This window comes from Bradyrhizobium sp. MI1.10, assembly GCF_055811035.1.
The window spans coordinates 1-5,565 of record NZ_JBVVPN010000044.1; the positions used below are offsets into that span (position 1 = coordinate 1).

General features: G+C 64.3%; 4 protein-coding genes. 3 read left to right on the plus strand and 1 reads right to left on the minus strand.

What is annotated here, in order from left to right; genetic code table 11:
• The first annotated feature begins 176 nt into the window (after positions 1-176).
• The 3 genes from AC0L3K_RS32620 (at position 177) to boxB (ending at position 4,391) form a co-directional block, all read left to right on the plus strand.
• The gene (locus AC0L3K_RS32620; RefSeq protein WP_354200153.1) at positions 177-998 is read left to right on the plus strand and encodes an alpha/beta fold hydrolase; all 822 of its coding nucleotides are present in this window, start codon (positions 177-179) and stop codon (positions 996-998) included.
• A gap of 73 nt (positions 999-1,071) precedes the next feature.
• The gene (gene boxC / locus AC0L3K_RS32625) at positions 1,072-2,760 is read left to right on the plus strand and encodes a 2,3-epoxybenzoyl-CoA dihydrolase (RefSeq protein ID WP_007597902.1); all 1,689 of its coding nucleotides are present in this window, start codon (positions 1,072-1,074) and stop codon (positions 2,758-2,760) included.
• Between the two features lie 179 nt (positions 2,761-2,939).
• Complete coding sequence (gene boxB / locus AC0L3K_RS32630; protein WP_473308063.1) at positions 2,940-4,391, plus strand: benzoyl-CoA 2,3-epoxidase subunit BoxB; 1,452 nt, start codon at positions 2,940-2,942, stop codon at positions 4,389-4,391.
• A 171-nt stretch (positions 4,392-4,562) separates the two neighbouring features.
• Here the strand turns inward: boxB and AC0L3K_RS32635 are convergent, their stop codons facing one another.
• Complete coding sequence (locus AC0L3K_RS32635) at positions 4,563-5,363, minus strand: SDR family oxidoreductase (protein ID WP_007597897.1); 801 nt, start codon at positions 5,361-5,363, stop codon at positions 4,563-4,565.
• Positions 5,364-5,565: the final 202 nt, after the last annotated feature.

Consider the following 5,565-nt stretch of genomic DNA (forward strand, 5'->3'; position numbering starts at 1 on the left):
AGGGAGAGGGGTGGCCCAGGAAGCGGTGTTCGTCGTCACGCGCCAGATGTTCTTCGTCACGCCCGGAATCCCCGTGTGGCACCCCTCTCCCTAGCCCTCCCCCCACAAGGGGGAGGGAACGACTGAACCAGCGGCCGCGTCTCGTTCCAAGTCCGTGCGAAGAAGAGCGACAGAACATGACCAATCTCGCCTCCACCGGCTTTCTCAGCATCGATGGCGCCAGCCTCGAATACAAATGGCTGGCGCCGCAATCCGCCGATTCACCCACCATCGTCATGCTGCACGAAGGCCTCGGCTCCGTCGGCCTATGGGGTGACTTCCCGGAAAAGCTCCAGCAGGCCACCTCCGCCGGCATCTTCGTCTATTCGCGTGCAGGCTATGGCCAATCGAGCCCGGTGACGTTGCCGCGGCCGCTTGACTACATGCAGCGCGAGGCGCTGGACGTGCTGCCGAAGATCCTCGATGCGATTGCCTTCAAGCGCGGCCTGCTGCTCGGCCATTCCGACGGCGCCTCGATCGCGACCATCTACGCCGGCGCGCATCAGGATCATCGCCTGAGCGGCCTGGTGCTGATCGCGCCGCATTTTATCGTCGAGGACATCTCGGTGAAATCCATCGCCGCGATCAAGACCGCCTTTGAGACCACCGATCTCAAGTCAAAGCTCGCGCGCTGGCACAAGGAGGTCGACAACGCCTTCTATGGCTGGAACGCCGCCTGGCTCGATCCGAAATTCCGCGACTGGGATATCTCGGAATCTCTCGCCTATATCCGCGTTCCGGTGCTGGTCCTTCAAGGCGTGGACGACCAATACGGGACGCTGCGTCAGGCTGAGATCGCGCAGCAAGAATGCTATTGCCCGGTCGATTTGAAAGTCATGTCAGACGCGGCGCATTCTCCGCATCGCGAGGCGCCGGGAGCGACCCTTGACGCGATTGAGCAATTTGCTGCAGCGGCCCTGCGAGAAGACATGCAACAAAATGCATGTGGGAGCCGTTAAGGACTAGACGCGCGCAATAATATGCATTATTGTGCATCTAACGGTAAAATCAAAACGAACTCAAGGGTGGCCCATGGCCGGGGAAGATCGACGCCTCTCAGGCGGCGCGACATTCATCGATTTCCAGACCGAGCCGTCCCGCTACCGGCACTGGAAGCTCGCGGTCGACGGTGACGTCGCCACTCTGACCATGGACGTCGACGAGAATGGCGGCCTGTTCGAGGGCTATCTGCTCAAGCTCAATTCCTACGATCTCGGCGTCGACATCGAGCTTGCCGACGCGGTTCAGCGCCTGCGCTTCGAGCACCCCGAGGTGAAGGTCGTGGTGATGCGCTCGGCCAAGAACAGGGTGTTCTGCGCCGGCGCCAACATCCGCATGCTCGCGGGCTCGACCCATGCCCACAAGGTCAATTTCTGCAAGTTCACCAACGAGACCCGCAATGGCATGGAAGACTCGTCGGAGAATTCCGGCCAGCGCTTCATCACCGTCGTGAACGGCTCGGCCGCCGGCGGTGGCTATGAGCTCGCGCTCGCCACCGACTACATCATGCTCGCCGACGATGGCGCATCGGCCGTTGCCCTGCCCGAAGTGCCGCTGCTCGCGGTGCTGCCGGGCACCGGCGGCCTCACCCGTGTGGTCGACAAGCGCAAGGTGCGCCGCGATCACGCTGATTTCTTCTGCACCATCGAAGAAGGCGTGAAGGGCAAGCGCGCCGTGCAATGGCGCCTGGTCGACGAGATCGCGCCGAACAGCAAGCTCGAAGGCAAGGTTGCCGAGCGCGCGAGGGAATTCGCCGACAGCTCGAAGCGCAAGGGCAGCGGCAAGGGCATCGCGCTGACGCCGCTCAAGCGCATCATCGACGAGACCAGCATCCGCTACGGCTTTGTCACGGTCGATATCGACCGCGCGGCGCGGATCGCCACGATCTCGATCAAGGCGCCTGAAGCCGCGCCGCCCGCCGACATCGACGGCATGATGGCGCAGGGTGTCGCGTTCTGGCCGCTTCAGGTCGCGCGCGAACTCGACGACGCCATCCTGCATCTGCGCATCAACGAGCTCGAGATCGCCATGCTGGTGTTCAAAAGCCATGGCGACCGCGCCCATGTGCTCGCCTGCGACGCCTTCCTCGAAGCCAACAAGGCGCACTGGCTGGTCAACGAAATCAGGCACTACTGGAAGCGTGTCTTGAAGCGCATCGACGTCACCTCGCGGACGCTGGTAACGCTGGTCGAGCCCGGCTCCTGCTTTGCCGGCACGCTCGCCGAGCTCGTCTTCGCCGCCGACCGCTCCTACATGCTGATCGGCACGCGCCAGGGCGACAACCGCCCGCCGCCGTCGATCGAACTGTCAGCGATGAATTTTGGCCCGTATCCGATGAGTCATGGCCTGACGCGGCTTCAGTCGCGCTTCCAGGCCGATCCGTCCGATGTGGAACGCGCGGAAGCCACGATGGGAACGGCGCTGGACGCCGAGCAGGCCGAAGAGCTCGGCCTCGTCACCTTCGCGCTCGACGACATCGACTGGGATGATGAAGTTCGCGTGTTCCTGGAAGAGCGCGCCAGCTTCTCGCCCGACAGCCTCACCGGCATGGAAGCGAGCCTTCGCTTCGTCGGCCCCGAGACGATGGAATCGAAAATCTTCTCGCGCCTCACCGCGTGGCAGAACTGGATCTTCCAGCGCCCGAACGCGGTCGGCGAGGAAGGCGCGCTGCGCCGCTACGGCAGCGGCCAGAAGCCGAAATTCGATATGACGCGGGTGTAACGATTCTCGTGTCCCGGGCGCGCTGCGGCACCAAAAGCGCAACGCGCGTCTTCAACGCGCTATGGTGACGCTGCGCAGAACCGGGACCCATGTGGACCGAACAATGGGTCCCGGCTCTGCAGCGCACCGCTTCGCGCTGCGCAGGGTCCGGGACAGAAGACAGACCAAGGAGCACGGCCATGAACATGAACATCATGAACGTCGACTACTCGACCAAGATTCCGAACAACGTCAATCTCGCCGAAGACCGCCAAGTGCTCAAAGCGCTGGAGGGCTGGCATCCCGGCTACATGGACTGGTGGAAAGACATGGGGCCGGAAGGCTTCCAGGAATCGCTGGTGTACTTGCGCACCGCCTATTCGGTCGATCCGCGCGGCTGGGCCAAGTTCGATTACGTGCGGATGCCCGAGTATCGCTGGGGCATTCTCCTTGCTCCCCAGGAAGAGAACCGGGTCGTGCCGTTCGGCGAGCATTTTGGCGAGCCGGCCTGGCAGGAAGTCCCGGGTGAATATCGCGCCATGCTGCGCCGTCTGATCGTGATCCAGGGCGACACCGAGCCTGCCTCCGTGGAGCAGCAGCGCCACCTCGGCAAGACCGCGCCCTCGCTGTACGACATGCGCAATCTGTTCCAGGTCAATGTCGAGGAAGGCCGTCACCTCTGGGCGATGGTGTACCTGCTGCAGAAGTACTTCGGGCGCGACGGACGTGAAGAGGCTGACGATTTGTTGCGCCGCCGCTCGGGTGACGCTGACTCGCCGCGCATGCTGGGCGCCTTCAACGAGGCGACCCCGGACTGGCTGTCCTTCTTCATGTTCACCTATTTCACCGACCGCGACGGCAAGATGCAGCTGCATTCGCTGGCGCAGTCCGGCTTCGATCCCTTGTCACGCACCTGCCGCTTCATGCTGACGGAAGAAGCGCACCACATGTTCGTCGGCGAGACCGGCATCACCCGCGTCGTGCAGCGCACCTGCGATGCGATGCGCGAAGCCGGCATCACCGATCCCACCGACATCGCGAAGGTCCGCGCGCTCGGCGTGATCGACCTGCCGACTATCCAGAAGAAGCTGAACCTGCACTATACGCTGTCGCTCGATCTGTTTGGCTCGGAAGTCTCCACCAACGCGGCGAACGCCTTCAACACCGGCATCAAGGGCCGCTATCACGAGACCCAGATCGACGACGATCATCAGCTCAAGAACGCCACCTATCCGGTGCTGAAGTTCATCGACGGCGAGATCAAGCTGGTGGACGAGCCGGCGCTCACCGCGCTCAACATGCGCCTGCGCGACGACTACAGCCAGGATTGCGTCAAGGGCATGCTGCGCTGGAACAAGGTGATCTCGACCGCGGGCTACCAGTTTCAGCTCAAGCTGCCCAACGTCGCCTTCCATCGCCATATCGGCGAGTTCAAGGGCATCCACGCGACGCCGGATGGTCTGTTGATCGACGACGCAAATTGGGCCCGGCGCAAGGACGAATGGCTGCCGTCGACCGCGGACGGCGACTTCATCACCTCGCTGATGCAGCCCGTCACCGAGACCGGCCAGTTCGCCTCCTGGATCTCGCCACCGAAAGTCGGCATCGACAACAAGCCCGGCGATTTCGAGTATGTGAGGATCGAGTCGTAAGTGTCTTCTTCACCCCCCGCTTGCGGGGAGAGGTCGGATCGCTCTTGCGATCCGGGTGAGGGGGTACAGGTGCGGCGACAATCTCACGCGCGGAGAGAGCCCCTCACCCCAACCCTCTCCCCGTAAGAACGGGGCGAGGGAGCGCACTGTCCGCGCGGCGGGCTCGAGCCCCTACCCCGCGATCTCCAGCCCCGCGTTCGCGTACACCACGCCGCCATCCACCGCGATGGTGTTGCCGACCACGTAGTCACCCGCGCGCGAGGCGAGATAGATCGCCACGCCGGCCATGTCCTCGTCGGTTCCGATCCGCCGCGCCGGAATGCGCTTGGCGACATCCTCCGAATGGTCGCGCGCAGCCCGGTTCATGTCGGACTTGAACGCGCCGGGCGCGATCGCGGTGACATTGATGTTGTCCTTGATCAGTTTCGTCGCCATGCGCCGCGTCAAATGGATCACCGCGGCCTTGCTCGCGGCATAGGAGTAGGTCTCGCCGGGATTGACGAAGATGCCGTCAACCGAGGCGATGTTGATGACCTTGGCGGGCCGCTCATGCGAAGCCGCCGCGCGCAGCGGCTTGGCCAGCGCCTTGGTCAGGAAGAACAGCGACTTGACGTTGAGGTCCATCACCTTGTCCCAGCCGCTTTCGGGGAATTCGTCGAACTCCGCGCCCCAGGCAGCCCCTGCATTGTTGACGAGGATGTCGAGCTTCGGCTCCAGCTTGATGATTTCGCCAGCGAGCCTGTCGCAGCCGTCGACGGTCGAGATGTCGATCGGCAGCGCGATGCACTCACCGTCATATCGGCCTGACAGCTCGTTCGCGGTGGCTTCGCAAGGCCCGGCCTTGCGCGCGGTGATATAGACCTTCGCGGCCCCTGCGCTGAGAAATCCCGCCGCGATCATCTTGCCGATGCCGCGCGAACCGCCGGTCACCAGTGCGACGCGGCCTTTGAGCGAGAACAGATCGTTGAACATGGTGCCTCCCTTTGTTTGCGCCGGTTGTGGGCGGGGTGGGGAGGGGAGTCAAGGAAGGCGCCGCATCGTGGGGGGGGGGGGGGGGGGGGGGCCCCGCCCCCCCCCCCGGCCGGGGGGGGGGGGGGTGGGGGGGGGGGGGGGCGCGGCGCGGGCGGGGGGGGGGGGGGGGGGGGGGGGGGGGGGGGGGGGGGGGGGGGGGGGG

Coding starts and splice junctions, on each gene's coding strand:
- AC0L3K_RS32620 (WP_354200153.1), top strand. CDS start 177: ATGACCAATCTCGCCTCCACCGGCTTTCTCAGCATCGATGGCGCCAGC.
- boxB (WP_473308063.1), top strand. CDS start 2,940: ATGAACATGAACATCATGAACGTCGACTACTCGACCAAGATTCCGAAC.
- boxC (WP_007597902.1), top strand. CDS start 1,072: ATGGCCGGGGAAGATCGACGCCTCTCAGGCGGCGCGACATTCATCGAT.
- AC0L3K_RS32635 (WP_007597897.1), bottom strand. CDS start 5,363: ATGTTCAACGATCTGTTCTCGCTCAAAGGCCGCGTCGCACTGGTGACC.